Annotated in this window: 28 protein-coding genes; 22 read left to right on the top strand and 6 right to left on the bottom strand. The window is 63.7% G+C overall.

Annotated features, from left to right (window positions below; genetic code table 11):
* Nucleotides 1–26: 26 nt before the first annotated feature.
* The 8 genes from DRB19_RS00150 to DRB19_RS00115 all read left to right on the top strand — a co-directional run bounded on the left by DRB19_RS00150 (nucleotide 27) and on the right by DRB19_RS00115 (nucleotide 7,683).
* On the top strand, nucleotides 27–2,459 hold the full coding sequence (locus DRB19_RS00150; RefSeq protein ID WP_114184004.1) for a DUF3141 domain-containing protein: 2,433 nt from the start codon (nucleotides 27–29) through the stop codon (nucleotides 2,457–2,459).
* Nucleotides 2,456–3,262, top strand: a complete 807-nt coding sequence (fabI, locus tag DRB19_RS00145; protein WP_114184003.1) for an enoyl-ACP reductase FabI — start codon at nucleotides 2,456–2,458, stop codon at nucleotides 3,260–3,262. The genes DRB19_RS00150 and fabI overlap by 4 nt, the downstream gene beginning before the upstream one ends.
* 334 nt (nucleotides 3,263–3,596) lie before the next feature.
* On the top strand, nucleotides 3,597–4,706 hold the full coding sequence (locus DRB19_RS00135; protein ID WP_114184001.1) for an AI-2E family transporter: 1,110 nt from the start codon (nucleotides 3,597–3,599) through the stop codon (nucleotides 4,704–4,706).
* Nucleotides 4,707–4,730: 24 nt separating this feature from the next.
* The gene (locus DRB19_RS29675) at nucleotides 4,731–4,901 is read left to right on the top strand and encodes a hypothetical protein (protein ID WP_162815538.1); all 171 of its coding nucleotides are present in this window, start codon (nucleotides 4,731–4,733) and stop codon (nucleotides 4,899–4,901) included.
* A complete protein-coding gene (locus DRB19_RS00130; RefSeq protein WP_114184000.1) occupies nucleotides 4,885–5,364 on the top strand; it encodes a hypothetical protein in 480 nt (159 codons plus the stop codon). Before DRB19_RS29675 ends, DRB19_RS00130 begins: the two co-directional genes overlap by 17 nt.
* A complete protein-coding gene (locus DRB19_RS00125) occupies nucleotides 5,357–6,592 on the top strand; it encodes an HlyD family secretion protein (protein ID WP_114183999.1) in 1,236 nt (411 codons plus the stop codon). Before DRB19_RS00130 ends, DRB19_RS00125 begins: the two co-directional genes overlap by 8 nt.
* A 99-nt stretch (nucleotides 6,593–6,691) precedes the next feature.
* The gene (locus DRB19_RS00120) at nucleotides 6,692–7,033 is read left to right on the top strand and encodes a phasin family protein (RefSeq protein WP_114183998.1); all 342 of its coding nucleotides are present in this window, start codon (nucleotides 6,692–6,694) and stop codon (nucleotides 7,031–7,033) included.
* A gap of 206 nt (nucleotides 7,034–7,239) precedes the next feature.
* A complete protein-coding gene (locus DRB19_RS00115) occupies nucleotides 7,240–7,683 on the top strand; it encodes a lipid-binding SYLF domain-containing protein (RefSeq protein WP_114183997.1) in 444 nt (147 codons plus the stop codon).
* Between the two features lie 92 nt (nucleotides 7,684–7,775).
* Here the strand turns inward: DRB19_RS00115 and DRB19_RS00110 are convergent, their stop codons facing one another.
* Together DRB19_RS00110 and aqpZ are read right to left on the bottom strand one after the other, a co-directional pair.
* The gene (locus DRB19_RS00110; protein WP_114183996.1) at nucleotides 7,776–8,102 is read right to left on the bottom strand and encodes an ATPase inhibitor subunit zeta; all 327 of its coding nucleotides are present in this window, start codon (nucleotides 8,100–8,102) and stop codon (nucleotides 7,776–7,778) included.
* A 210-nt stretch (nucleotides 8,103–8,312) separates the two neighbouring features.
* Nucleotides 8,313–9,065, bottom strand: a complete 753-nt coding sequence (gene aqpZ / locus DRB19_RS00105) for an aquaporin Z (RefSeq protein ID WP_114183995.1) — start codon at nucleotides 9,063–9,065, stop codon at nucleotides 8,313–8,315.
* A 722-nt stretch (nucleotides 9,066–9,787) separates the two neighbouring features.
* Between aqpZ and DRB19_RS00100 the strand changes: the two genes are divergently transcribed.
* The 12 genes from DRB19_RS00100 to DRB19_RS00045 all read left to right on the top strand — a co-directional run bounded on the left by DRB19_RS00100 (nucleotide 9,788) and on the right by DRB19_RS00045 (nucleotide 19,386).
* The gene (locus tag DRB19_RS00100; RefSeq protein ID WP_114183994.1) at nucleotides 9,788–10,210 is read left to right on the top strand and encodes a hypothetical protein; all 423 of its coding nucleotides are present in this window, start codon (nucleotides 9,788–9,790) and stop codon (nucleotides 10,208–10,210) included.
* Nucleotides 10,211–10,490: 280 nt separating this feature from the next.
* On the top strand, nucleotides 10,491–10,871 hold the full coding sequence (locus tag DRB19_RS00095; protein ID WP_147021710.1) for a hypothetical protein: 381 nt from the start codon (nucleotides 10,491–10,493) through the stop codon (nucleotides 10,869–10,871).
* Nucleotides 10,872–10,898: 27 nt separating this feature from the next.
* A complete protein-coding gene (locus tag DRB19_RS00090; RefSeq protein WP_308494275.1) occupies nucleotides 10,899–11,408 on the top strand; it encodes a MaoC family dehydratase in 510 nt (169 codons plus the stop codon).
* Nucleotides 11,409–11,423: 15 nt separating this feature from the next.
* A complete protein-coding gene (locus DRB19_RS00085; RefSeq protein ID WP_114183992.1) occupies nucleotides 11,424–11,900 on the top strand; it encodes a hypothetical protein in 477 nt (158 codons plus the stop codon).
* Nucleotides 11,901–12,015: 115 nt separating this feature from the next.
* Nucleotides 12,016–12,525, top strand: coding sequence for a GNAT family N-acetyltransferase (locus DRB19_RS00080; protein WP_308494274.1), 510 nt, complete (start codon nucleotides 12,016–12,018; stop codon nucleotides 12,523–12,525).
* Nucleotides 12,526–12,567: 42 nt separating this feature from the next.
* Entirely contained in the window at nucleotides 12,568–13,947 is a 1,380-nt protein-coding gene (locus DRB19_RS00075) for an MFS transporter (RefSeq protein ID WP_210207425.1), read from the top strand.
* Between the two features lie 99 nt (nucleotides 13,948–14,046).
* Nucleotides 14,047–14,373: an ATPase inhibitor subunit zeta gene (locus DRB19_RS00070; protein ID WP_114183990.1), complete on the top strand. Its 327-nt coding sequence runs from the start codon at nucleotides 14,047–14,049 to the stop codon at nucleotides 14,371–14,373.
* A 543-nt stretch (nucleotides 14,374–14,916) separates the two neighbouring features.
* Nucleotides 14,917–15,483 (top strand): hypothetical protein, encoded by a 567-nt coding sequence (locus tag DRB19_RS00065; RefSeq protein ID WP_147021709.1) that lies wholly within the window; start codon nucleotides 14,917–14,919, stop codon nucleotides 15,481–15,483.
* Between the two features lie 29 nt (nucleotides 15,484–15,512).
* The gene (locus tag DRB19_RS00060; protein WP_114183988.1) at nucleotides 15,513–16,157 is read left to right on the top strand and encodes a L,D-transpeptidase; all 645 of its coding nucleotides are present in this window, start codon (nucleotides 15,513–15,515) and stop codon (nucleotides 16,155–16,157) included.
* 65 nt (nucleotides 16,158–16,222) lie between these two features.
* Complete coding sequence (locus DRB19_RS00055; RefSeq protein ID WP_114183987.1) at nucleotides 16,223–17,251, top strand: amino acid ABC transporter substrate-binding protein; 1,029 nt, start codon at nucleotides 16,223–16,225, stop codon at nucleotides 17,249–17,251.
* Between the two features lie 463 nt (nucleotides 17,252–17,714).
* Nucleotides 17,715–18,092 (top strand): hypothetical protein, encoded by a 378-nt coding sequence (locus DRB19_RS00050; protein ID WP_147021708.1) that lies wholly within the window; start codon nucleotides 17,715–17,717, stop codon nucleotides 18,090–18,092.
* 187 nt (nucleotides 18,093–18,279) lie between these two features.
* The gene (locus tag DRB19_RS00045) at nucleotides 18,280–19,386 is read left to right on the top strand and encodes an AraC family transcriptional regulator (protein ID WP_114183985.1); all 1,107 of its coding nucleotides are present in this window, start codon (nucleotides 18,280–18,282) and stop codon (nucleotides 19,384–19,386) included.
* A gap of 1,202 nt (nucleotides 19,387–20,588) precedes the next feature.
* Here the strand turns inward: DRB19_RS00045 and DRB19_RS00035 are convergent.
* On the bottom strand, nucleotides 20,589–20,966 hold the full coding sequence (locus DRB19_RS00035) for a hypothetical protein (protein ID WP_114183983.1): 378 nt from the start codon (nucleotides 20,964–20,966) through the stop codon (nucleotides 20,589–20,591).
* Nucleotides 20,967–21,573: 607 nt separating this feature from the next.
* On the opposite strand from DRB19_RS00035, the gene DRB19_RS29670 reads away from it, so the two are divergent.
* Nucleotides 21,574–21,747, top strand: a complete 174-nt coding sequence (locus DRB19_RS29670) for a hypothetical protein (RefSeq protein ID WP_162815537.1) — start codon at nucleotides 21,574–21,576, stop codon at nucleotides 21,745–21,747.
* Between the two features lie 226 nt (nucleotides 21,748–21,973).
* On the opposite strand, the gene DRB19_RS00025 is transcribed toward DRB19_RS29670, so the two are convergent.
* Nucleotides 21,974–23,326, bottom strand: coding sequence for a family 1 glycosylhydrolase (locus DRB19_RS00025; RefSeq protein WP_114183982.1), 1,353 nt, complete (start codon nucleotides 23,324–23,326; stop codon nucleotides 21,974–21,976).
* Between the two features lie 385 nt (nucleotides 23,327–23,711).
* Nucleotides 23,712–25,160 carry a porin gene (locus DRB19_RS00020; protein ID WP_114184192.1) on the bottom strand — a complete coding sequence of 483 codons (1,449 nt, stop codon included), beginning with the start codon at nucleotides 25,158–25,160 and terminating at the stop codon, nucleotides 23,712–23,714.
* Between the two features lie 403 nt (nucleotides 25,161–25,563).
* On the opposite strand from DRB19_RS00020, the gene DRB19_RS30655 reads away from it, so the two are divergent.
* Nucleotides 25,564–26,223 carry a hypothetical protein gene (locus DRB19_RS30655; protein WP_162815536.1) on the top strand — a complete coding sequence of 220 codons (660 nt, stop codon included), beginning with the start codon at nucleotides 25,564–25,566 and terminating at the stop codon, nucleotides 26,221–26,223.
* A 224-nt stretch (nucleotides 26,224–26,447) separates the two neighbouring features.
* On the opposite strand, the gene DRB19_RS00005 is transcribed toward DRB19_RS30655, so the two are convergent.
* Nucleotides 26,448–26,707, bottom strand: a 260-nt coding sequence (locus DRB19_RS00005; protein WP_210207424.1) for a transposase, incomplete at its 5' end; no start/stop codon positions are given.

Below are 26,707 nucleotides of genomic sequence, written 5' to 3'. Positions count from 1 at the left end.
AACCCTCCTTTGTGAGGACGAGAGCAATGCCACGAGTCGAAGCCAAGCCTGAGCGAGGCAACAACGGCGCGAGCAACAACGGTGCTGAAGCACGGCTGACGGAGGTCGCCCGCGCGCACGCGAAGTTCACTGAGGTCTACCAGGAGCGTTGCACAGGCGCGGTTCAGCGCTACGTCGATGCGGTGAAAGCCGCGAACGAGCCACTGCTTGAGGGGCCCTCCCGCCCGGTGACGCCTTTCGACTTCTGGCGCGATGCCAGCGACTACTGGCTCGACTTCACACAGCGCTCGATCCTGTACTGGGACACGCTGCGCCAGCGCGGCAACAACTGGATCGAGCACGAGAAAGCCGGCAAGCCGCCGTTGCTCGATTTCGACTGGGAGATGATCGCGGACGCCCGCACCTTCGAGCGGCCTGCCAACTACGCCCTTGTGCGCATCCTCCCGCCGGACGGCATCAAGACCGACCCGGAGCGCCGCCCCTTCGTCGTCATCGACCCACGGGCCGGCCATGGCCCCGGCATTGGCGGGTTCAAGCAAGACTCGCAGGTCGGAGTGGCGCTCAAAGCGGGGCATCCAGTCTATTGCGTCATCTTCTTCCCGGAGCCAGAGCCTGGGCAGACTCTCGCCGATGTCTCCCGTGCCGAGGCCGAGTTCCTCCGCATTGTCGGCGAGCGTCATCCGACGACCCGCAAGCCGGTCGTAATCGGCAATTGCCAGGGCGGTTGGGCCTCCATGCTCATCGGTGCCCTTGAACCCGATCTCGTTGGCCCCATCGTGATCAACGGCGCTCCAATGTCGTATTGGGCCGGCAACGACGGCGAGAACCCGATGCGCTACGCGGGCGGCATGCTCGGTGGCACCTGGCCCGCGCTCCTGGCAAGCGATCTTGGCGCAGGCACGTTCGATGGCGCCTACCTTGTCGACAACTTCGAGTCTCTCAACCCGGCGAACACCTACTTCGACAAGTACTACAACCTGTTCTCCAAGATCGATACCGAACCCGAGCGGTTCCTGGAATTCGAACGCTGGTGGGGCGGCTTCTTTCTGATGGACCGCCAGGAGATCAAATGGATCGTCGAGAACCTGTTCGTCGGTAACAATTTGGCTGATGGCGACGCCGAGTGGTCCGAGGGCCGCGCCTTCGACTTGCGGGCGATCAAATCGCCGATCATCCTGTTCGCGTCGCTGGGCGACAACATCACGCCGCCGCAGCAGGCCTTCAACTGGGTCGCTGACCTCTATCCGACCACCGAGGCCCTCAAAGCGAACGGGCAGGTAATCGTCGGCCTGATGCACAAGAGCGTCGGCCATCTCGGCATCTTCGTCTCAGGCGCGGTCGCCAAGCGTGAGCACACGCAGATCGTGGATCTGATCGAGTACATCGAGCATCTACCGCCGGGCCTCTATGGCATGCAGGTCGAGGAGCAGAAGACGAACGGGAGCGTGTGCTACGACGTGATGCTGACCGAGCGCCGGGTCGAGGACCTGCAGATCCTGCAGAAGTATGGCCGCAAGGACGAGGGGCCGTTCAAGGTGGTCGAGAACACCTCCGAGGCGCTCGCTTCCACCTACGAGACCTTCGTGCATCCATTCGTGGCCCCGATGGTCACTCCGGCGGCCGCAAAAGCCGCCAGAGCGCTCAATCCGCAGCGGGCGCAACGCTGGGCGGTGTCGGACCTCAATCCTTTCCTGTGGCCCCTCAAGGGCATGGCCGGCATGGTGCGCGCGAACCGGGCACCGCGCGATAACGAAGGCCCGATGGCCGCGATGGAGCATTGGATGGCCGCCGTCACATCCGCCTCGTGGGACCTCTATCGCGACCTGCGCGACGCCTCGGTGGAGAACACCTTCTTCCGCATCTACGGATCGGCCAGCATCGGCATGGCCGCGGAGGATAAGGAAACCGATGCGGAGGAACCCGTCGACGTGCGGAGCACTCCTCTGGTGAAGGAGGCGCTGACGCATATTGAGGACGGGGACCGGACAAAGGGGATAGTCCGAGCGGCGCTCCTGCTGATGAAGGCCGGCACCGGGCGGCGGCGGCTCTCGGCCATGAAGCGGGCCCGCGAGCTTGTCGGCAAGGAAATTGGCCTGATCGACATGCCGGCGGAGGCCGCGCGTGAGATCATCCGCGAGCAGTCCTACATTGTCGACTTCGAGCCGGTGAAGGCACTCCTGGCGCTTCCCAAGCTTCTGCAGACGCCCGAGGACCGGCGTGGGCTGCTCGATCTGCTCGACCGCCTGGAAGGCCGCATCGAGGCCAACGACAAGCAAGTCACTTTACTGGGCGAGATCCGGCGTCTCCTCTCCGATAACGGGACCCGAGGCAAAGCAAAGGCTGAACCGATCACAGTGCTACTGCCACAGGATCAGGCCCAAGCCCACCCGGGGGTGACAGCAAAGCCGGCCTCCCATCGACGACGGCGTGACCATCGACGCACGAGGGCGAATCCATGAACGACCAACCGACAGACCTGACCAAAACTGCGATCCAATCGAAGGTCCTGCACGGCAAGCGCGCCCTCGTCATCGGCATCGCTAACGAGCATTCGATTGCCTACGGCTGCGCCCGGGTCTTCCGCGAGCTCGGGGCCGACCTCGCGGTCACCTATCTCAACGAGAAGGCAAGGCCCTATGTCGAGCCGCTCGCCAAGGAACTCGGGGCCTCGGTCTTCGCACCGTGCGACGTAGCTCAGAGCGGCCAGCTTGAGGCTGTCTTCGAACAGATTCGCGGGACCTGGGGCAACCTCGACATCGCGCTGCATTCCATCGCCTTCGCGCCGAAGGAGGACCTGCAGGGGCGGCTTGTCGACAGCTCCGACGAGGGGTTCAAGGTGGCGATGGACATCTCCTGCCATTCGTTCATCCGCATGGCGCGACTCGCCGAGCCGCTGATGCCCAACGGCGGGACACTTCTGGCGATGAGCTATCACGGCGCCAACAAGGTGGTGCCGAACTACAACCTGATGGGACCCGTGAAGGCGGCGCTGGAGAGTGCTGTCCGGTATCTTGCCTATGAGCTGGGCGAAAAGCACATCCGGGTGCACGCCATCTCGCCCGGCCCCCTGAAGACCCGGGCCGCCTCCGGCCTGAAGGATTTCGACGTCCTGCTGTCCGAGGCTATCGAGCGGGCGCCCATTGGCGAGTTGGTCGACATCGACGACGTGGGCCTCACCGCGGCGTATCTGACGACGCCGTTTGCAAGAAGGTTGACCGGAACGACCACCTACGTCGATGGCGGGCTCAGCATCATGGCGTGACGCTGGTGCCATGCTTGAACACGCCAACAAGAGGAGGTCCAGATGACTCCCATTCCGTTGTCGTTGAGCAGACTCATCGCTCTTTCGATTCAAGCACTTTTTTGGGTCGGAACAGCCGTGGCGCAGGCGCCAGACCAGCAATCTCCGCCTAATCGGCCCACGCTCCGGCAGCCGACCCTGTCGTCCGTTCAGCAGCAGGAAGGCCTACAGGCGGGTGCGGACCAAAGCAGGTCGGAGGCCGACAGAAAGATGCGCGAAATGGAGCGCCGCCTGAACCGGACCCTGCGCAGTGTCTGCAGCGTCTGTTAGCTGCAAGACTGACCAGGAGGAAACCGTGCGCTCTGTGGATCCAAGTGACGCCATGCATATCTGGGAGCAATCCGCGTCCCTGGAGGCGTCCTACGTCGAGAAGGCGCTCGGGCTCGTGCTACTCCTGGTTCTGGCCGTCGGCTGCATCCTGGTGCTCAAGCCGTTCCTGACGGCCATCCTGCTTGCCGTCATCCTCTGCGTGTCGACATGGCGGTTGTTCCGGCGGATTGAGGGCCTGCTCGGCGGACGGCAGACTCCTGCGGCCTTGCTCATGACCCTGATGACCGCCGGCCTGCTGGTGCTGCCGCTCCTGGCTTTGGGCGCGAACTTGGCAGACGACGTCGCCCGGCTCACAGCAGCCGTCCGCGCGGCCATCGATCAGGGGCTGCCGCCACCTGGCTGGCTCGGGCGCGTGCCCTTGATCGGAGCTGAGGCGGAACGGGTGTGGATACAGGTGTCGCAGCAAGGCGCTGAGCTTGGGCCGACGCTGGCGCCCTATGTCCGACCGTTGCGCGAATGGGTTTTACATCAGGGAGCCTCGCTCCTTTCGGGCACGCTTCAGGTCCTGTTTGGCGTCGTCCTGGCGTTCTTCCTCTACCGCGACGGTGCCTACGTCGAGAGCCGCCTGGACTGGGCAATGACACGGCTGGGCGGCTGGCGGGCGCAGCGTGTTCTTCAAACTGCTGGGATGACCATCGTCAGCGTGGTCAACGGGGTCCTCGGCACTGCCTTGGTGCAGGGCATCCTGATGGGCGTCAGTTTTTGGCTGGCCGGGGTGCCCGGTGCAATCGTGCTCGGCGCCGTCGGTGTGGTCCTCACCTTGTTGCCGATGGGGCTGTTGCTGCTCTGGGTACCCGCTGCCCTGTGGCTGATGTCCTCCGGCAACACCGGATGGGCCGTGTTCGTGATGGCGTGGAACGGCCTGTTTGTCGGCAGCCTCGACAATGTCCTGCGCCCGTACCTGATCAGCCGCGGAGTCAGGATGCCGATCGTGCTGATCTTTCTCGGTGTGCTTGGCGGCCTTCTTGCATTCGGGATCGTCGGGGTCTTCCTCGGTCCCGTGCTGCTCGCGGTCGCCCACACCCTGTTCCAGGACTGGGGACGCGCCGGCGAAACCGCGCCCGGTCCTGCCTGATCAACCGGAAAGTGGAGGGAGCTCATGGATGATCTCACTTCGAAAATGAACGGTGCCACGGTCGAGGAGGTGCTCGCCGCGACTGAGGCGGACGTCGCGCTGGCGCCTGAGCTGGCCCAGGCGCGTGAGGTGAAGCTTGTCCCGGGAATGCCTCAACCGCCGCAGTGGGAGAAACAGTATGAGCCCGTCACTTAACCCGGCAGCCCCCCATCACCTGCCGATCTTCATCGCCGCGCCCGGCGGAACCGATGTCCTGATGGTCGTCGTGGCGGTGTTCCTGTTGCTCGCCGTGCTGGCGGTCGGCCTGCTGTTCCTGCGCCTGCACACCCTGCCGGAGCGGATTGCCCATAGGGAGCATAAGCTGCAGTTCGAGATCGTCGCCATTCTGGGCCTGCTGGCGCTGTTCACGCACGTGCACCTGTTCTGGGTGGCCGGACTGCTGCTCGCCCTGATCGACATTCCCGACTTTGGCAATCCGTTGCGCCGGATCGCCGGATCGCTGGAGAAGATCGCCGGCATCCCGCCGGGTCAAGGCGCGGGTGAGGCTCCGGACGAGATCGGCGTCGGCCTGCCTACCGGAGGACCGGGTGAAGGCGCCGTCGAAGTGCCGAAAACCATCACTTTGCCCCGCATGCCGAAGGAGCGGACCCATGCTTGAGCTTCTTCTCTGCTCCCTGCTGACCATCCTGCCGGACTATCTCTACCGCCGCTATGGCCAGGGCAAGCGCATCGGCAAGGAGATCACCCTCTACTCGGTCTGGTTCGAGCTGCGCTGGGGCATCATCACCTGCTTGATGCTCACCGTCGGGCTGATCACGGTCGTATTCTACAACCACCCGGCGACCACGAACGCCACGGCGTACTTCCGCACCATTCCGGTCCTGCCTGAGACCAACGGGCGTGTGGCCGAGATTTATGTCAACGGCGTGAGCGGGGAGGTCAAGCAAGGTGCGCCGCTCTTCCGGCTCGACAGCTCCAAGCAGGAGGCGGCCGCGGAGACCGCCCGCCGTAAGATTGCGGAGACCGACGCCGCCATGGTGGTCGCGCAGGCCGAAATCCAGGCCGCCGAAGGCAAGATCGTGGAGGCCCGGAGCGCCTACCAGCAGGCGGTGGACGAGCTGGAGACCAAGCAGGAGATCTATCGGCGCAACCCCGGCGCGGTCGCCACGCGGGACATCGAGCGGCTCCAGGTCACGGTGCAGGGCCGCCAGGGCACAATCGATGCCGCCACCGCCGCCAAGCAGCAGGCCGAGGCACAGCTCTCCACGCTGCTCCCCGCCCAGAAGGCCAGTGCCGAGGCCGAGTTGGCTCAAGCTGAGGTGGACCTGTCGAAGACCGTCATCCGGGCTGGTGTCGATGGACGAGTCGAGCAGTTCACCCTGCGAGTGGGCGACATCGTCAATCCGCTGATGCGCCCGGCTGGCGTCCTGATCCCGAAAGGGGCTGGGCGGGGACGCCTACAGGCCGGCTTCGGGCAGGTCGAAGCCCAGGTGATACAAGTCGGAATGGTGGCCGAGGCTACCTGCGCGTCGAAGCCCTGGACCATCATCCCGATGGTGGTCACCGGGGTGCAGGACTATATCGCCGCGGGCCAGATCCGCAGCGGCGAGCAGTTGCTCGACGCGCAGCAGGTGACGCGGCCGGGAACCGTCCTGGCATTCCTGGAACCGCTCTACGAGGGCGGGTTCGACGGCGTCACCCCCGGCAGCAGCTGTATCGTCAATGCCTATACAAGCCACCACGAGGAGATCATCGCGCCTAAGACCGGCACGATGCGAGGCTTCGTTCTCCATGCGGTGGATGCCGTAGGGCTCGTGCATGCCATGATCCTGCGCATCCAGGCGCTGCTGTATCCTATCCAGACGCTCGTGCTCGGTGGGCACTGACAGTAAGACGCGCGGCGGACCTCGCCCTACCGCCGCCTGGAGCAGGTGAGGGGCAGCCCTTTCAGGCTAACGAATGATTTCGTTTAAGGAGGACGATCCATGGCCACCATGCCGAAGAGTTCAGGAACATCGGACACGCTGCGAAGCGGCACCGGATATGCTGTGTCAGGCGATAGCGGCCGCGCCTTGGCGAACGCCGCGGAGACCTGGTTCGCCGCGGCCGCCGAATGCCAGCGCGAGATGATGAGTTTCGTGTCCATGCGCCTTGAGAAGGACGCCGACACCACCCGCGAGATGATGGGCTGCAGGAACCCTGCGGATATGACAGCCATTCAATCCCGCTGGGTGGAGGATACCCTCCGCGACTACAATGCCGAGATGGGCAAGCTGATGACCATCTTGACCAAGTCCGTGGACGGTGGGGGGAGGAACGGAGGATGAGGGGCCGCCGTTGGCACTGATGGAGGCCGAGCCCTGTCGTGCAGCCAGTTGATCATGCGTCACGCAGTTCGCTGAGGATTATCGCGGACGACGCTCATGGCTGACATCAGCGACAGGGTGGCAAACGCCTGTGTCCACGCACATCACAGATCTTGATTTAATCCGGTGTTGAATGCGTCTCAGCCCAATGAAAAGGGGAGGTCTCCATGCTCACATTTCGCCACGCTCTTCGTTGCGGTCTGGTCGCGTGCGCCGCGCTGGTCGTGCCCGTGCTGACTGTGCCGGGTTGGGCCGCAACAGGGACAGTCCGCATTGAGATCGCCAAAGCCGGGTTCATCGTTGGCATCGGGGGCGGCCGCGGGACGCTCGTCTTCGAGGGGCGGCGTTATCCGCTGCGCGTCGGAGGCCTGAGCTTCGGTGCGACTATTGGAGCCTCAAAGGCCGATCTGTTTGGGCGGGCCTACAACCTGCGCCGAGCCTCAGACATCGCCGGCACCTACACGGCCGTTGCCGTGGGAGCCGCCGCCGGCGGCGGCGCATCAACCATCCGCCTGCAGAATGGGAGAGGGGTGGTTCTCGATCTGCGCGGGCGCACTATTGGGCTGGAATTAAGCGCCAACGTGAGCGGGGTCGAGATCGGCCTGCGTTGATGAAGGCAATTCAGTGCGTCCTAGGCTAGCGGCATGAGGCCATCGCCCTTACGTCAACGAACTTGTTCAATTTACGCTTCTCCACGCTGGCCTCATTGCGACATGAGATTGCGCGCGAGTGTCGCCGCCGCGGCATCGGTGGAATCTCCCCGCGCCGTTGGCATCAGGTTCCCGGCCTTGAGCATGAGTTCGGTCATGACGTGGAGAATGCGCGCGTCCGACTCAGCCACGCCCACGGCATCAAAGTCTTTGCGGATTGTGCTGAACACATCGCTGCGCCCGGGATCGACCGTGCCCCTGGCGAGCGCGTCCGAATAGGCCTCCGCGTCGCGGCCGGTGAGCCCCAGTTTCTCGGCGGCCCACCGGCCGAGGAGCTTGTTGCGGAGGATCGTCTTCTGCACATCGTCGTAGCTGGTCATTTGAAGTTCTCCAATTGGTCACCGTCGGGTGCCCTTGAGGCCAGTGGGCTCCGTGGCCGGGGTGGTTTGCATCTGCCGCTTGCCGACCCGGATCCCTTGCGGCCGAGCCGTCGCCGGGCTGTCCGTCGGTGGGCTTCTGTCTGGGCGCGTAAACGGTTCGGATCGCCCTCACCGCAGGAAACGACCATGCCCCACGACAGCCGTTGTCTGTTACTCGGCTGGGGCTGCAGGTGCGACGCCGGTGACCTGCGCCGAGGGCTCCTCGCTGAGCCAGCGGTAGAGGATCCCGCCGAGCGCGCCGCCGATCAGCGGCGCGATCCAGAACAGCCAGAGCTGCCCAAGCGCCCATCCGCCGGCGAACAGAGCCGGGCCGGTGCTGCGGGCGGGGTTCACAGAGGTGTTGGTGATTGGGATGCCCACTAGGTGGATCAGTGTCAGCCCCAGGCCGATGGCGATGGGCGCGAAGCCGACGGGCGCCTTGCCGTGGGTGGCACCCATGATGATGAACAGGAACATCATGGTGAGAACCACCTCGGCCACAAAGCCGGAGACCATGCTGTAGTGGCCTGGCGAGTGCGCACCGTAACCGTTGGCCGCAAATCCTTTGGCGACGTCGAACGTGGGTGAGCCTGTCGCGATGGCATAGAGCGCCGCCGCGGCGATCACTGCGCCGATGATCTGCGAGATCACATAAGGCAGAATGTCCTGCTTCGGGAAGCGTCCGCCCGCCGCAAGCCCCACGGTGACTGCTGGGTTGAGGTGGCAGCCGGAGATGTGGCCGATGGCGTAGGCCATGGTCAGCACCGTCAGACCGAAGGCAAGGGAGACGCCGAGCAGGCCGATGCCCACGTCGGGAAAGGCGGCGGCGATGACGGCGCTGCCGCAGCCGGCGAAGGTGAGCCAAAAGGTGCCGATGCCTTCCGCGATGCACCGGTGGATGTTATGGCTGTTGTGCAGGTCCATGGAAAACTCCTTGAGATTGCCCGGGCAAATGTTTGTTAGGAGCGACGTTGGCAGCGATGCCATCAAGACAGGCCGTCGGGTGCCTAGGTGCGACGTGGGAACAGTTGTTGCTTTGGCGCCGGAAAGCGCATCGCGCCGGCGGACGACAGGCCGGTGCAGTCCTGACGCGTCATCGTGGATGTGAGGGAACCTCCTTGCTCCATGGTCCTCCTTGAACCTATCGGACATCGGCAAGGGCATGGATGTCTTCTTTTTCAGGGAGCGGGATCATCGGTCGACTGCAGGCTTACTGTAGGCCGGTCGTGGCGTGGCGCTTGATCGGCCGGGACAATCGCTTGACAGTTTTGGCCGCCAAGGCGGTCCCATCGGATTACCGCCGGCGTGCCAGGCAGCCGGCCTAAACCGATAGCCGTAAGCCATGCGCCCCGCAGCACCCAGCCCACGTCGTCAGCAAGCAGGAACTCTGGCTGAGCGTCAGGCTGTTGCGCCCCCTCGCAGTGTCAGGCCGGATCACCGGCCCAAACTGTCAAGCGATTGTCCCAGTCGATCAAGCGCCACGCCACGACCGGCCTAGAGTGATCTCACGGGCGACCGCGACACCCAATGGTGGAGCGAAAGACGTCCCATGAGTGGTGGGCTTGCCGGTGCCCTGATCCGCCAGCCGGTTGGCTCGCCTTTTCCCGTCTGGAATTCATGCCGTGTTCAACGCTGGAGAAATCAAGATGAGAGTTGCGGGACTTGCGATGGCTGCTGGGCTCGGTCTGAGCTTCGTGTCGGTGGGAGCATCGGGCGTGATGGCGCAGAGCAACCTTGCCCGCTACCAGGGCGCTTGGCTGTCCGGGGGTGCGGATTGTGCAGAGGTTTACGCATCCGTGGGGAAAGGAACATCGTTCAAGCGTCCGGTCGACATATTCGCCCCTGCCTTCATCGTCTCGGGCAACCGCCTGAGGACTCCCCAGGCATCGTGCCGCATCAAATCGGTACGGCCAAGCGGGGAACGGCAACGTCTCGTTCTCGACTGCGCCAACGCCGTGGCGGGCAACGAGGTGCGGGTTCTCATGGCACCACAGCCGGACGGCTCGCTCAAGCGCTACTTCAACGAGCAGGACACAGGCGGCACCGAGTACAAGCGGTGCTCGCAATGATGAAACGGCTGCTGCCGGGTGCTCTGCCTCCCAGCAGGGTCCCGCAGATCCGTCCAAAAGTGCCAAGATCTTGTCCCAAGCCGTCAAGCATGGCGGTCCCGATGATGTAGTCTGATCCGGTGCAGACGGCGGGCAGCCGTGCTGCCGGCGATGGCAACTTTCTTGGTGTCTGCACGGATTCAGTCGGGATGAAGCCGAACTCACAGTGGCTATTTGGCAACCAGTGAGGAAAGCAATGGGGATCAGCTTGGCAGCGTCGTGCAAAGGATGGGCGGTCTCGATGATGGCAGTTGGCCTGCTGGGGCCCGTCCCGCTGGCCCATTCGGCCCTGGCCGACAGCCCAGCTCGCGGGCAGGCGCAGGAAATCGGTTCAAAATCCAGGGCCTCGTCCGAACGGCCTGGGTCCACCAAGCCATTGGCGCGACAGCCAAGGAAGAAGCCCGACGCCTCCGGCAACCTTGTCTATGAGATCCTCGACAACATCCGTGCCCGCAGCGGGGAGCTCTGCTCCCGCTACGGCAGTCCGGACGACTGCCTGGAGGAGGCCGAGGTCTGCCTGACCATGCGCAACGCCGAAGATGATCAGGTCCGGCTGTGCCTCAACACCATTCCGGGGGAAACCGACCGCGACAAGGCGCAGAAAACGCGCTTGAGACGGTGAAGGATGCGAGGCAACAGCTGGTGCGCGATGCGGATCTTCAAGGATTTCGGCGAGATCAAAGCGGCCGTCGGGACAGAAGTCGTCGTGAGCGACTGGATCGAGGTCACCCAGAAGCGGATCGATCAGTTCGCCCGGGCCACCGGCGACGACCAGTGGATCCATGTCGATGTCGAACGGGCTCAGCGGGAGCTGTGCAGGGGAACCACGATTGCCCACGGCCTGCTCACCCTCAGCTTCGCACCGGTGTTTGTTCGCTCCGTCATGTGCCTGGAAGGGGTGAAGAATACCCTCAATTACGGCGCGAACCGCATCCGGTATCTCGCACCGGTGCCGACTGGTTCGCGGGTCCCCGACGGGTCACCATCGCGGTTGCCGAGGACGCGCCGCGCAATGGCCCGCGGGTCACCTATGGTGTTACCATTAAGATCGAAACCGCGAGCGTCCGGCCTGTATGGCCGAACTCATCGCCGTGCATTACCACTGAATGCAGCTGCACGGCCAAAAGAAGTGTCGAAGAGACAGGGGGTGAACACCTAGCCTTTGGAGGCTGTCATGAAGAAACTCACAACTGTTGCCGCGGCCGCGTTGATCCTGACCGGCAGCGTCGGAACGGCAAATGCACAATACTGGCGTGGAGGCGGCTATCACGGCGGATACTATCGCCACGGTGGCTGGGGCGGCGGTGCTGTCGCTGCGGGGCTGATCGGTGGAGCGATCCTCGGGGGCTTGATCACTGCGGCGGCGACTGCTCCCGCCTACGGTTATGGGTACGGATATCCAGTGTACGGCTATGGATATGGCTATGGTGCCTATGCCCCATGGCCAGGCTACTACTACCCCCGTCCCGCCTACTACTATCCGAGGCCCGTCTTCTATGGACCGCGCTACTACCCGCGTCGCGTCTATTACGGGCCCCGCTATTATGGTGCCTATCGGGGCTACTACAGGCCCCGTTATTATGGCGCATATCGAGGCTTCTACGGCCCACGCTACTACGGCACCCGCGTAGCATACCGGCGATACCGCTGAGACTGGGTCTACCCCGGAGGCGGATCCACCGACGCCGCTTCCATCGGAGACTGCAGGATATGGAGAACGGCGGCCTTCAAAACTCGTGTCGAGAGGTCAAGGGGCAGTGTCGCAGGTGAGGGATTACACGGCGACCGAGTTCCTCCGTGACGGGCGCACGGTTGAAATCCGCGCCCTCAGGCCGGAGGACCGGGCCGGCATGCTTGCCGCCGTGGACCGGACCAGCCAGCAATCTCTCTACCGCCGCTTCTTCACCTTCAAGCGTGGGTTCACGGACCGGGAGGTCGATTTCTATATCAGCGTCAACTTCGTGGACCACGTCGCGCTGGTCGCCGTGCTGGAGGAGGATGGCCAGCCAGTGATCGTCGCCGGCGGGCGCTACATCGTGGTGCGGGACGGTGAGGCCGAGGTGGCCTTCGTCGTGGACGATGCCCACCAGGGGCGAGGCCTCGGCGCATGCTTGATGCGCCATCTCGCGGCCTTGGCCCGCCAAGCCGGGCTCAGGGCGCTGAGCGCGGATGTCCTGCCGGAGAACGCCGCGATGCTGAAGGTGTTTGAGACCAGCGGGCTTGCGATCAAGACCCGGCGGGAGACGGACTCCATCCATGTCATGCTTCAGCTCTGACATCCTCGAACGGGTCGATTGCCGCAGCTGCGAATTGGGATCATGGTCGTCGTTGCCGGCCGTGCCTATACAGGCCAAGCCACGGGTAGGGAAGCGCACAAGGCCATGACGGAGGTGAGCCCACCAGCGATGGACACGGATGCGGCACCGGGTCAGGCCCGCGCCTGGATCGTCGTGGGCATGTTGTGCCTGTTCATGCTCATCAACTTCGCCGACAGGGCGGTGCTTGGCCTCGCCGCCGTCCCGATCATGCGGGAACTGGGGCTGAGCCACACCGAGTTCGGCCTGATCGGGGCGAGCTTCTTCACCTTCTTTTCACTGAGCGCTGTAATCGGCGGTTTCCTGGTGAACCGGGTCGCCACCAAATGGGTTCTGGCCACCCTGGCGCTGATCTGGTCCCTGTGCCAGTTGCCCATGCTGCTGTCCGTCACGGTGACGGCGTTGGTCGTAAACCGGGTTGTCCTTGGCTTCGGCGAGGGCCCGGCCTACCCGGTCGCGCTGCATGCCACCTACAAGTGGTTCCGGAGCGAGCACCGGGCGGTGCCGACGAGCTTCATTGCCGTCGGCGCCCTGGCCGGCAACGGGATCGTGGCGCCGGTGATTGTTGCCATCATCGCCGCCTGGTCATGGCAGAGCGCATTCGGACTTCTCGGTGTCGCTGGCCTCGTCTGGTGCACCGCATGGCTGATGGTTGCCCGCGAGGGCCCTCTCGTACCCGATGGTGGAGGTGCCGGCCCCGTTGGAAACGCCGAAGTGCGCCTGTCATACAGACGCCTGCTTAAATGCCGGACGATTGTCGGGGTCGAGATTGCCGGCTTCGTCGCCTACTGGCTTTTGACCGTGGCCGTCGTCTGGCTGCCAGCCTTCCTGACCCGGGGCTTCGGCTACACCCTTGTCCAGGCCGGTTGGATCATGATGCTGGTGTCCCTCGCCCAGATCGTTATCCTGCCTGGCGTTTCCAGCCTATCCGATGGCCTGAAGCGGCGGGGCATTGCGAGCCGGATCGCATGCGGATGGGTTGCGTGCACCAGCACCTTCGTGGCCGGACTGCTCGTCATTCTGCTGTCGCAATCCGCGGGATCGGTGCCGATCATCGTCTGCACGATCATCGCGTTCTCCCTCTGCAATGTGATGTTCGTGCTCGGACCCGTCTTGGTTGCCGAGGTCACTCCGGTCACGCAGCGCGGGGCCACCCTCGGCATGGTCAATGCCATTACCACGCTCGCGGGCCCTTTTGCGCCGGCGGCCATGGGGCTGGTGGTTGATGCCGGCGCCGGGACTTCGGACGGCATCCGCAACGCCCTCCTGCTCGCCGGCGTCCTCGTCGTCTTGGGGGCTCTTGCGGGGTTCTTCCTGATCAATCCGGAGGCTGACCGGACCCGCCATTCGCCGGATCCTCGGCTGGGAACTCTGTCAGCCTAGGACGAGTGCGAACCGGATGTCGCCGCCATTGTTGACATGCCGTTCTGACCTACATCACTTTCTGCAGCGCAACCCACTCCGGCAATCGGAGGCTTTCGAATGACCAGCTCCGACGATGTGCAGAAGACGATCCTCCGCAACAAGCTCCTCGGCCGGTGGGCCGCCGAGAAACTGGGGCTCACCGGCCGCGACGCGGAGGCCTATTCGGACGCGCTCGCCAGGGGCACGGTCGATCCCGGGCGCAGCGATGTGTTCAGCACAATCCGCAAAGACTTTGATGCCGTGGGCGTGGCTGAGTCGGACGCGCGCATTCTCCACGTCATGACCGAACTCATGCTCAAGGCCGGGAACCTGATGCCAACGGCGCGGGGAGATTCCACCGATGCCGCGGCGGCGACACTCGCGCGCAATCTCATGTCGCAATGAGGCCGGCTGTTGTTTGTCCGTTATCGTGTCAGCGACCACCGAGCGCCGGCTAACAAGTCTGGCGTTGACCTGCTGCTGAACTCCTAGGGCGTTTGGGCCTGAGCCCACCCGCTTGCGGAGCGGCCTGTTCTTCTCTTGCTTCCCGCCGCAGGACGGATGTCGGACCAAGGGCTACCTATTCAGACTCAGGAGGGGCTGCTGTGCAATTCCTCATCCTGGAACGACACGTCAGTGGGTGCAGGTTACCTTGACGTCCAGTCTGTTGACCGCAAGACGGGGCAGCGGGTGCCGCTAGCTCTCCACCCGCTGTCCCAAACGGCCAAGGAAACGTCCTGAAGTGTCAAGCAGAATAGGGTGAGCCCACATATGGTCTTCGCCCACGGGCAGAACAAGCACCGGGCGTGACAAGGGGTGCCCAGCCTTTCGAAAGCGTACTGTCCGCAGCGCATGCTGAGCAGGTGCATGGACGGTGAACTCGCTAATCGACCACGACCATCTCTGTTGCCAAACCAACGTGTCAGACCACGAGTACAGGAGCGGGACGTGCTGCGTGTGTCACCGATCACTGATATGAATGCAAGGACGATTGAGAACCGGAAACGGACCTCACCTTTGGCAGGCCTCTCCGGAGAGACGCGGCCTTATCAGATGTTCCTTACCGGTCTTGCCGTCGCAGGTGTTGTGTCGCTCTCCGCAGCGGGCTGTACCGTCACGTCGGATGAGGCCCCTTCCTCCGCTGCTGTCGAGGCTCCCGCCTCCTTCACGCGCGAACGCCTGATCGGGCGGTGGGGCATTGCGTCGTTCCATGTCGACAAGGACCGCCCAAGGACGGAGCGGGAGGCAAGGTCTCAGTGTGGCCAGCCCTACACCATCGCGAAAGGCCCGACCGACGGCGTGATGATGCATGTCGCAGACGATCCGAAGCTCCATGAACTGCGTCTCAAAGGCGATGGCGCCGGCCGGACTTATGTCGGCTTCGAGGCACCACCAGGTCATCCGCAGGATCGCGAGATACTCGCGTCGACCAATGACCTTATGACGATGCGCTTCGTCGATCCGGATGCGAACCGGCGTTACGGCACCTTCGTCTATGTGCGCTGCCGTGCCTGACGATCGAAGCCTCGTTCCCGGAGGAGAAGATGCGGACGTGCGATGACAGAATTGTCTCGCCGAGTGCGGCGCTTGCGCTGGTATTCGGATTTTCGCTGGCGGTTTGTCTCCCCAATGCGGCGGACGCGCAGGCCGCGCCGAAGCCTGTGATTCAAGAGACGCTTCAGATCGGTGACGAGCCGGGGCGCATCTCGACCGAGGAGGTCGTCATCACCGATGGCCCCTATGCCCGTCAGGTCGTGTTCTTTCGCTCGAACGAGGTGCCTGGAACCCTGGTCATCCATACATCGGAACGGTTCGCCTATCTGGTCCAGGGCAACAACCGTGCCCTTCGTTACGGCATCGGGGTCGGACGCGAAGGGTTCCAGTGGTCCGGTCTGGTCCGCGTCAGTCGCAAGGCTGAGTGGCCGGACTGGCGCCCGCCGCCGGAGATGATCGCTCGGCAGCCCTATCTTCCGCGCTTCATGGCAGGTGGCTCCGGCAATCCGATGGGGGCCCGCGCACTCTATCTTGGTTCGACGGTCTTCCGTATCCACGGCACCAATCAGCCGGAGACGATTGGCCATGCTATCTCGTCCGGCTGCTTCCGGCTGGCCAACGGCGACGTCATCGACCTGTACGAACGGGTACCGCTTGGCACCAAGGTCGTGGTCCGCCAAGGCTCCAGCCTGTGACGGCCAAGTCTCCTGGGCATGCTGATCCGGGAGCGGAATGCATCATCTGATGGAGACCATGGATCATGTTGAACGCAGCCAAACTCTACACCATCGCTGGCATGACTCTCGCCCTGTCGTGTGCTTCCGCAGCCCCCAGTGCCGCCGGAACGCTTGAGTCCGTGAAGCAACGTGGCGTTCTGCAATGCGGCGTCAGCGAAGGGCTGTTCGGGTTCTCGGAGCGGAACGGGGTGGGTGATTGGTCCGGGTTCGACGTCGACTTCTGCCGGTCTGTGGCGGGAGCCATCTTCGACGACCAGTCGAAGGTTGCCTTCGTGCCGCTGTCTGCCGGCGAGCGGTTCGAGGCTCTGCGTACGGGGCGGATTGACCTGCTGTCGCGGAACTCGACCTGGACCCTGGAGCGGGAGGCGGGCCTCGGCCTGGCCTTTGCGGGCATCACCTATCATGACGGCCAAGGGTTCATGGTGATGCGGGATCTCAACGTCTCTTCGGCGCTGGAACTCGACCGCGCCACGGTGTGCGTCGAGAGCGGCACGACGAGCCAACTCAACCTAGCGGACTTCTTCCGTGCGAACTCCATGAATTACGAGGAGCGCGCGTTCCCGAGCGCCGCAGAGGCTCTTGCAGCCTTCGAGACCGGTCAATGCAAGGTCCTGACACGGGATCAGTCCGCGCTCTATGCCGAGCGCCTGAAGCTTCCCCGGCCCAGCGCTGCCGTGATCCTTCCGGACGTCATCTCTAAGGAGCCGCTCGGGCCAGTGACGCGGGCCGACGACCCCGCCTGGTTCACGCTGGTGAAGTGGGTGAACTTTGCCCTCGTGAATGCGGAGGAACTCGGCATATCGTCCCGGAATGTGGCCGAGGCGACCGCCTCACACAAGCCGGCTGTGCGCCGCTTTGCAGGCCTGGAAGGAGGCCTCGGCCGGCTGCTGGGACTGGAGGATGCATGGGCGCTGCGCGCTGTCCAGGCGGCAGGCAACTACGCCGAAATCTACGAGCGCAACCTCGGCGTCGAGTCTCGGCTCGGCATCCCGCGCGGCCTGAACCAGCTCTGGAACATGGGAGGGGTGCTCTACGCGCCACCACTCCGGTGATGGAAACCGTGCTGCCATTATCGACTGTCGCTCAATGGTTCGATTCCCATGCAGCGCTGTTGACCTGTTCCTGTGGAACACATGGTCGGGAAGTGGGATCGACCATCGACTGACACAAGTTCTCCTGAACTGCGTGTCCCAAACTGCAAAGCACCTGTCCTGAAGTGTCAAGCACGAGGTGCAATCCGATAGAATGCTGGTCCCAAACCGATCATCGAGGACATCCTCCACTGACCTTGTTCTATCACAACGGGATCGCTCCTTGCGGCTCGTCGGGCATTCACAGGGGAAACGCATGAACAACAGGTGCCCAAACCGATTCCTCCTTAGGACAACCGGATCCACTTGCTTCATGGCATTACTGGCCGTCGCCGGGACACCGGCAAAGGCAATTCCCCTGTGGTCGAGCATCTCACAGATAGACGTCCCCTTCGCGCTGCTGGAAATCCTCCAGGAGCAAGATTTGGCATACGCGCGAGCCGCCGCCCGCGGCCCGCGGGGCGGCGCTGTGGCGCGTGGACCACGCGGAACGGTGGCCCGTGGCCCGCAGGGCGGAGTGGCTGCCCGCGGGGCTTATGGCGGGGCCGCTGCGCGCGGACCGGCCGGCAACGTCGCCGTCCGCCCAGGTTACCGGCCACCTGTGCCCGCGGGCGGCTGGTATCGACCGCCGTCCTACTGGTGGCGACCCGGGGCTGCGGTGGCCGCCGGCGCGGCCCTTGGCTTCGTCACGGCCGCGGCCGCGACGGCCTATGCCACCTCGCCGGCGCCTGCTGCCGGGCAGTGCTGGTACTACACCAATCCGCAACGCACCCAGGGCTTCTGGGACATCTGTCCCCGGTGAGAGGGCCGTACGTGCTGCCCGCGCCCCATGCATCACGCGAATCATGGATGGGGCCAGGAATCTTCCGGTGGATCCTCACGGCAAGGGAGCACGCGATTCCGGCCGGGTCCAATCACGTTCAAGGTATTCGGCGACACCGGTTGTGAGGCGTGCGCCATGTGTTTGGAACTCAACGGGGGGCACGACGATGAGCGGTGACAGCAAGCAGGCGTCTCTGGGTCCTGGTCGTGACTCGGGGCATCCTATACTGATCCCAGCCACCGCTTTCGAGACGTCCCAACAAACCCTTCCCCCGGGTTACATCCACCTTGGGGTCAGTAAGGAAATTGCTCCGACCCTGCGCAACTTCGGCATTAAGCCCGATTCGTTGATCCGCGAGGCTGGGCTCGATCCGAGCCTGTTCGACGACGGCACGAACGTCGTGGCGTTCACCGCTCTCTCCAAGTTGTACAACCTGTGTGTTGCGCATACGCGCTGTTCGCATTTCGGGCTGCTGGTCGGGCAGCGCGCTACGATCCTGTCCATGGATCTGATCGGGCGGCTGATGCAGCATTCCGAAACCGTGGGCGCGGCCCTCGATGGACTTGTATCCAACCTGGCTGTCCAAGATCGTGCCGTGGTTGCCTCGTTGACGGTCAGTGAGAGCATGGTCCTGCTAACGTATGCAGCCTATCAGCCGCAGACGGAGAGTGCGGAGCAGATCACCGACGCGTCCCTGGCCATTGCACTCAATGCACTGCGCACCCTGTGCGGCGCCGACTGGAGGCCGACCGAGGTGCTCGTGCCTCGGACGGCCCCTGCCGATCCCGAGCCCTATCGACGCCATTTCCGGGCCCCTGTCCGATTCAGCCAGGAGAGCGCCACCCTCGTGTTCTCGGCCAAAGACCTGAAGCGCAAAGTGACGGGTGCCGACCCTCTGCTGCACGCCATGCTGAAGGAGCAACTCCGGCGGCTGCGGGGCAACTTGGGATCCGAGTTTTCAGATGACATCCGCCGGCTGCTGCGCACACGACTGACAAGCACCCGCTGCTCGGCGGAGGACATTGCCGACCTGCTGGCGATGCACCGCCGTACCCTGAGTCGGCGCCTGAGGGACAGCGGCTCGGGCTACCGAACCATCACCAACGAGATCCGCTTCGAGATCGCGCGGCAACTGCTGGATCAGACCGATGTGTCGCTCGGACAGATCGCGGCAGCGCTCGGTTACTCCGAGGCCAGTGCCTTCACCCGCGCCTTCCGGCGCTGGTCGGGCCGGACACCCACAGCTTGGCGGAGTGACGGTCGGCCCAGGTGACTGACCAACTGGCCCAAACAGTCAGGGACTGTTCGCTCCGGTTCAGATCAACCAATGCAGAGCGAAATAAAGGCCGTTAGCGAGGCAAGCCTCGCATCGGCATTGCGGCCCCCAAAGGAGTCATTGCGGAAACCCGGTGATTGGGTGGACTGGGTCGAGACGTAGTTCAGCGGCAGCGAGTTCGAACCGGAGATTGAGACTCAACCTGTCAGTAAAGTACTTGCCACAAACGCGGCGATGATCGTTCGCATGAGATCTCCTTGATGCGCCGACGGGTATCCAAGTGCGGTGGCATGACATGCATCGGCCCTATGCCAACCAGCTCGCGGGCTGAGCTGGCGTAGGCAGCAAGGCGTCGTTGTTGACGTTCCATCGCCTTTGCACCGAGACATCCTCTGCTCCATCGACTGGAAGCTGTCAGGTTCGACACGAACGATCATCGCGAAGTGATGGGCATTCGGTGTGGGAGTCGGAACTGATGGCCATCGGGAAGCAGATCATTCCATATCCGAGGACAGCTAGCTTGACCGTTCGAGACAGGGGCTGAACCTTTTAGGACACCGCCTGTCCGCGGCTGAGTTTACTCGGCCCTCGGTGTGGCTGTCGCGGCGTCCCACTCTTCTTTGCCGCTGCTATCCCCAATCCGGGAATTGGGGTGGTTGTCGATGCTCATCAACACGGGTCTCATGCCGCGTTGCGCAGGTTCCAGACCCGGCGAATGCGTGACCCGCTCAGCGTCGACCGACGCGATTGACCGGACCGCCGCGGTTCATTGGGGTACCCGGGCGGATCCCAATGCCTGCGGCGCCGACGCCGGGTGTCACCGCGGCACGTCGGGCCACTGGCGCGACTGGCCGCGCGACGCAGCCCTTCGGCACGCCGACCGTCTTGCAGTAAACGACTGCGTTCGTAGGCCCCGGGGCCGTGGAGAGGGCGGTGAACGCGGCCAGCGCCAATCCGGCACGGTACAGGAATTTCATGGGCAGCATGACCATCCTCCATCCTCGTGGACTCTGCGTTCGACATCAGGCGCACTGTCCTGGATCAGCTTAATTGGGGAGAACCCAAAGCTCGATGTCCTCCTCCTCATCCACCTCCATGCGGCGGTTCTCCATGGCAGTCCGGAGCCCCCCAATCGCATGTGCCGTCACGAGGCGCAGCCGTGTCTTCTATTCGGGCGTGAGGGTCTGGTAGAGCGGCTGCTAGGCATCGGCAAGCTTCCTCAGGCCCGCCGCACGGTCCGCCAAGACATCGGCCCGCTGACGGTAGAGTTGCACCGGATCGATGTTGCGTGGCTGGTCCAGGCGCTCTCTCAGCACTGCCAGCCGGCGGTAGCGCGTCTCGGCCCTAGCGCGGATCGCCTCGTCCACAGCGGGCCAGAGTTTCTCCTGCTCCGGGAGGAGTTGCAGCGCTGCTCGGATTACCCCAACCCGAACATCGGTCAGCATCTTGAACTCGGCTTGAGTCAGCCGGCCGCTTTCGGGCGGACTGCCGGGGCCGGAGCTGGCTTGCTGTGCCTGGGCCATCGGTGCGCCCACGATGAACAAGGCCGCCACGGTGCTGATCATTCCCTTACGCATCTCGGTCTCCTGCTGATTCCCACGCCTGCAAGCCTACGGGCTGGACTGCGGCTTGCTTGACGGCTTGGGACTGTTGCTTGGCAATTTGGGACACAGCGGAGTTAGCTTCGTTTCCGACAGGACCCGCGTCTAGCGATCAATCCGGAGCACCCTCTGGGCTGCCGTTCAATTGGGCGCGCATTTGCGTCGGCCTGAGGCCGGTCCGTTGCCTGAAGGAAGCGTGAAGGCAGTGGTCTCCTGAAAGCCCAGAAGCAGGCAATCCGCGACATCGAGAAACTCGGATCCTTGAGATAGTGGCATGCCAGGTCCGGCGCAATCGGGTAAGCCGATGGCCCACGAGAGCAAGCCAGACCTTGCCTCTCCCGGTTAACAATCGACCGCCGGCACGTAGGGGCAAGTTGCGTACCATTGCGAGCCCCGCCAATCGGAAAAGCCGCCAAGGAAGAGCGCCACGGGCGGGACATTTCTCTTGGGGCGGAATGCGTGGCGGCTGGCGTAATTGCGACCAAGCGGGAGCAGTGGCGAATGGGAAAGCAGCGACACCCGCGGGCCGTTGTGGATCTGGCGGACGGCATCGAGACTCTCCCAGTTCGCGGGTGAGGGGAAGTTGAAGGTTCATTATTCGCTGAAGCCGCTGGAGGCGATCAACGACATCTTCAGCTGGATGCGCGACAGCAGGATCGACGGGCGCGTCGTCATGTGGATTCAGAGAGGCAGGTCCAGCAATGTGGATTCAGATTTGGATTTTCTCCTACTCGGTCAGCCCCGCAGCGACGAATGACAGGGCTGAGTGGAGACTGGGCCCAACGGTCGCATTCCAGGAGTTCACTATCGAGGACCGATGCAAGGACGCAACGTCAAAAATCGAGGATACCCTAAGGGAGGCAGGATCCAAGCTGAAGCCGGCTTGGGCGCCTTGAAACGAGCAGGTGCTGCAGACCCAGCGCAAATCATCATTGCGTATAACGTCGAATGCCTTCCTCAATAGTGATGGTGAAGGTATGACGCTAGCTCCTGAGTTCGGGCTTGGTCTTCAGCTCGTGGCGCAGGTATCGACGCCATCCTTCGCGCCGACGGGCCGCCACCGGCGTGTCATACTCACTCGGGAGCATGACCGGCACGAACAGGCAGACGCTCTGGGTCGGCAAGACCTCACGCCACTGGGAGAGAAGCTTCTTGAAGGCTTCCCCGACGGGTCGGATGTTGCGATCAAGATCGTACAGCCCCCGTGGGTTCACTCGCCCCCGCTGCTCGCGAAGGGCAATGTCCCAATCGATCTGGTCGGTGAGCGAGTACCAGGTGAAGCCGACGATGGGCACCCGGTTGTTGCGCACCCGCAGGACGTTGGCCCACTGCTTCCAGAGCCAGTCGACGGCCTCGTCACCCGCGTGGCCCTGGTCGAAGTTGGTCTCGGTGTGCATGACCGGCAGGCCGTAGCGATCGTGATACTGGCGCGTGATCTCGTCATAGCCGAACACCTCGCCGGCCGGCCGGATCTCGCCGCCGGCGCCCACCCGATGCTCGTTGGAGTGATAGAAGTCGTTGCCCATGATGCAGTGGTGGCGCAGGGTGTTGTCCAGGAAGAAGTGGTATTCCTCCCGGGTCATGCCGTTGTCGAGCAGGTACTCGTGCATGTGCGAGTTGACCGGATATCCGTAGTTCAGGTCGAGCGAGAGGAACCGCCTGGCATTGTAGAACTCCGCACACTTGATCGCCTTGGGGTTGTCGGCATGGAAGTACTCCGTCGACTCGCTCTGGATGAAGATGGCGTCGGGACGCTCCTCCAGGATAGCGTACATGGCCAGCACGTTCGCCTTGGCCATGTGCCTGAGCGCGGTGACGAAGGCCCGGTCGCTCTTCAGTTGCTCGTTCCACCAGCCGAAGGCTGCCGAGAACTGGGCGCAGATGAACATCTCGTTGACCGGGGTGTAGAATTGGACCCACGGGAAGCGGTGCGCGAAGGCTCGGGCGTATTCGGCGAAGAGCGCCGGGAAGTCCGGGTTCTGGAAGTCGCCGATCCAGTCCGGCACCCCGAAGTGGCACAGGTCGACGATGGGGATGACGTCGTGTTCCTTCAGCCAAGCGAACGTCAGGTCCGTGAACTCCCAGTCGTGGCGGCCCTGCCCGAGGAAAGTTTTGTGCACGGGAGGGCCGTACCGCAGGAAGCGGATGTTCAGGTCCTCCAGGAGCTCGAAGTCACGCCGCCACTGCCGGTAGTGCCCGCATTCCTCCATCTGGTCCCGGCGCACGCGGCCGTCCCGGATCGTGGGATAGCTATTCTCGATGCCGGTCGCGAACAGGAACAGGGTGACTCGGGCTGGTTGGCGGTCCGGGGCGTTATCATGCAAACGATCAGTCATGGCGCCCCTCGTGCACATCAGCGCTGAGACAAGCAGAGAACGCGCCGCTGGGTTCGCCACACCCTTGGGAGACGCGGCCAAACGGTCTTGGTGTGGCAGTCCCTTGGCTGCCTTCAGTATCCCGCCCGGCGGGCGGCGTGCTTGACCGTTTTGGTCAGGTAATTTGCAGTTTGGGACACATGCCGCGGTTCAGGTCCCGAAGAGGGCCGGGATTTCTGCCCCAGAAAAGGCCTTGCATAACTCTGGCCGTCGGCACGGCCCAATTCGTCGGCAAGATCGGCGGCGTCACCCCGAGCAGGCCATTGTGAGTCGGCCGACTTGCCAACCCAAGGCTCGGAAGGCCTTGTGCCTTCCATGGCCAGATCCCCTTGATATGGGGAGCGGCTCAGAAATCACGCTGGATGCGGAGGCGACCTTCCCAAGTATCGTCCGATCCGGCTGCCCTGAAGCCCCCCGTCGGCTCGCCGGAAGCATCCGTGAGCGGAACGGCCACGCGTCCGCGGGGATCGACCCGGATGTAGAGCGCCTCGACACCGATCAGGAAGCCTTCCACCGGCGTCCAGATCACGTTGGCGCCTGCACGGTACTCATTGAAGTCAACAAGGCCCGTGGTTGTGCCGGCGATGCTGGAGGCTACCGCCGCCGCACTTGCCGGCACCACGTACTGGGCGATCCCAGAGGCGTCGAAGCGCATCCAGGATCCGAAAACGTTCGTCTGGATGGTTGGCGTCCAATTGTGATTGATGCCACCCGCGACGCCATAGGCCTTGTTGGTCTTGAACTCACCCGTGAGGGGATCGACGAAGGCATCGGCAAAGGGCTGGGCGATCCGGCCGGCGCTGATGAAGCCATTGCTGATGGGGCCCGCTTGGCCAGCATTGATGTAGCCGACTGCCCCATCCGTGTAGGTCGCTGAGATCCAGCCCGTGTCCCCGGTCCCAAGAAACGGCAGGTTGGCGTAGGCATGCGCCGCGAGCGCGAATCCGTAATCCGTGTCAGCATGAGCCGGATAGGGCAGGCCGGTGATCGGGTTGATGACGGGAACGGTCACGCCATCGACAGTGGTGAGGCCGAAAGCCACGTCGCGGATCTGATGCAGCGCGCCGGAGAGCTGTGCGCCGCCCCAGGTGCCGGTGTAGCGGAGGTTGGCGACAACGTCGGGTATGCGCTCGCCGCCATAGTCGAACGGGATCGGGGCCAGGACCTGAGCCGGGCTGCCCACCCCGAACAGAGGGAAATTCAGCTCGTTGTTGACCCGGCGCTCGAGACCATCTTCGAGCGACAGGCTGGCCGAGAAGCCATTGCCGAACGAGAAGGTGTAAGCCAGCAGGTTCACTTCAGCGTTCGTAGGATCGTCGAAGCGCAGATCGCCGAAGTTCGGAGCCGGTAAGTCTGGATGTGTGAAGAAGGAAACTGTGCGTCCTGCTGTCAGCCCGCCGAACTGGATGAAGGCCTGAGCGATGTTGGAGCTCGTGGTGATGTCGCCACCGGTGTACGCGCCGCTGCTGCGGGTGATTTCCATGCGGATGTAGCTGCGCAGCGTTCCATAGGCAGTGGCCGTGCGGGTGTCGATGTTGATGCGGCCGCGGGCGCGGAAGCCGACGGCGTCCTGGGAGCGGTCGGTCGGCTCGACGTACAGATACTCGGCCCGCACGCGGCCGCCGACGCGCAGACAGGTTTCCGTGCCGGGAATGTAGAAGAAGCCGACACCGTGGGTGGAGCAGATCCGGACATAGTCGACGGGCGCGGCGGTTTTTGTCGGCAGATCGGCCGCCTGAACCGCGGTGCCCGCAATCGCCACGGATCCAAGCAAAAGGGTTCGAACAGGGGTCATCGCATAAGCTCCGAGGTGGCCCATTGCCGCACGGACACATCTTGTGTTCGCCGCAGAAGAACCGTCAAGTCTTCTTAGGAGGATCTGCCCTCCCGACCGGACCTGCGGGAATTTGGCAAATTGGGACGACGGCATCCCATCGCAAGCGATGCAGTGCGCCGAACCGAACGAAACGTGACAGGGGAAGCCTGACGCGGAACTCCGCAAACGCTCCCAAGCTGCAAGCTCAGGACTTCGCTCTCGCCGGCGAGAGCGAAGTCGCGGTGAGAGGCTCATGGCCACAAATGCCAAGCGCTTGTCCCAAAGGATCAAGCACGATCTTCCGACATGATCAAAATATGTTCTCTTCATAACGGCCTGCTCTGCGTGGAGCTGTACGCCGGGCAGCGATGGGAGGATGCCGATGAACAGGATTCTCTTGGTTCTGGGTGCTCTTGTGGCGGGCGCTCTCTTGATCCCGGACGTTGCCGAGGCTCAACGCGGGGGGCGTGGCGGGGGTGGTGCCCGCATTGGCGGCGGCGGCTTTGGCGGCGGCGGCGGTGGCTTTCGTGGCGGGGGCTATGGCGGCGGCTTCCGCGGCGGAGGCTATGGCGGCGGCTCCCGGATGTACATCCCGCGCGGCGGCATGGGCGGTTCCCGGATCGGGATGGGCGGCAGCGTCCGTGGCGGTGCGGTTGCCGCCCGGCCGGGGCGCGGGGATTTTCGCCAGGCGGCGATCAATAACCCTGGCCGCTTCGTCAACCGTGGTGAGTGGCGCGGACGATATCCGTACTATGGCGGGCGCTATCCCAATTACGGCCGCTACTACGGGCGCTATCCATACTATGGCAACTACTACGGTGGCTGGGGGGCGGGGCTGGCCACGGGGGCGGTGATCGGAGCGGCAGCCACGTACCCGTACTACAACTATCCGTACGCCACGTATCAGACACCGGTGGCATCGGCCGACGGCGGATACTGTGTGACCGCCGTTCGAACTTGCACTTTGACCAGTTCGGCGCCGATTGGGACCGGATGCTCCTGCCGCGTCCAAGGTGGCCGGGCCCGCGGTACCGTGCAGTGACCTCTTCGCGCCAGTGAGTGGCAGCCGGGCTGGGTGATCGTTCGATCCGTCCGAGGCCGCCAGCGCCTTAGACCGGAGCGACCTCCCGGTATCGGGAACTTTCCGATGCCGGGCATTGCAGGAGTGACCTCTGATGCGCCAGGTCATCGCGCTCGCGCTCATCCCGATCATCGTCACATCGCCTGCGTGGACTTGCTTCGGTTTAGATACTGCTGGCGAATTCATCATGCTGGGACGGGAGCCATCATGAGCTTGGTAAAGGCGGATTGCCGGGTTCGTGCGAGCGGCGTGCCCGCGAACCAAGCCCCTAGTCGGATGAGGTTCATGGCAGCTGCCGTCAGCACGTGCTGGAGATGCGTCTTGGCGAGACCGATGTAGCGGGAGCGCCGCAGGTGCAGAGCACGGACCCCGGCGGAGATTGTTCCCTCGATGCCGGCGCGCTTCTGGTACTCTTTGGCGAAGGCAGGCAGCGCCTCACGCTCGC

The sequence above is a fragment of the Microvirga aerophila genome, from assembly GCF_003332305.1.
In the GTDB taxonomy this organism is placed as follows: Bacteria; Pseudomonadota; Alphaproteobacteria; order Rhizobiales; family Beijerinckiaceae; genus Microvirga; species Microvirga aerophila.
This window is presented reverse-complemented; position numbering and strand designations above follow the sequence as displayed.